At 53.8% G+C, this 279-nt stretch carries 1 pseudogene; it reads right to left on the bottom strand.

Annotated elements, in window-relative coordinates:
• A pseudogene (locus EN845_RS35130) lies at positions 1 to 279 on the bottom strand (sugar ABC transporter permease); the annotation flags it as partial.

Genomic DNA, 279 nt, shown 5'->3' with positions numbered 1-279 from the left:
GCGTGAAGATTTCCTTGTCGATCAGGCCTTCCTTGTACCACTTGGCGACGTTCGAGATGCCGGTCCTGTAGTTTTCTTCAGCCCATGGATGGCGCAACTCGCCGTCATAGACGGCAAAGTCACCATAGCGTTCAGAACCTGAAACCCGGGCATCCCAGAGATTGATAAGGCGAACCGCGTCGATCTCTTCACGGGCAAAATACGGTACTTCGTCCTTCTTGCCGTTGCCATTCGGGTCCTTGTCGCGGAAGGCTTTCAGGACCTCATAGACTTCTTCAG

Source organism: Mesorhizobium sp. M8A.F.Ca.ET.202.01.1.1 (assembly GCF_004791595.1).
Taxonomy (GTDB): Bacteria; Pseudomonadota; Alphaproteobacteria; order Rhizobiales; family Rhizobiaceae; genus Mesorhizobium.
Note: the sequence above shows the minus strand (reverse complement) of the source record. Positions and strands in the feature narration are given on the sequence as shown.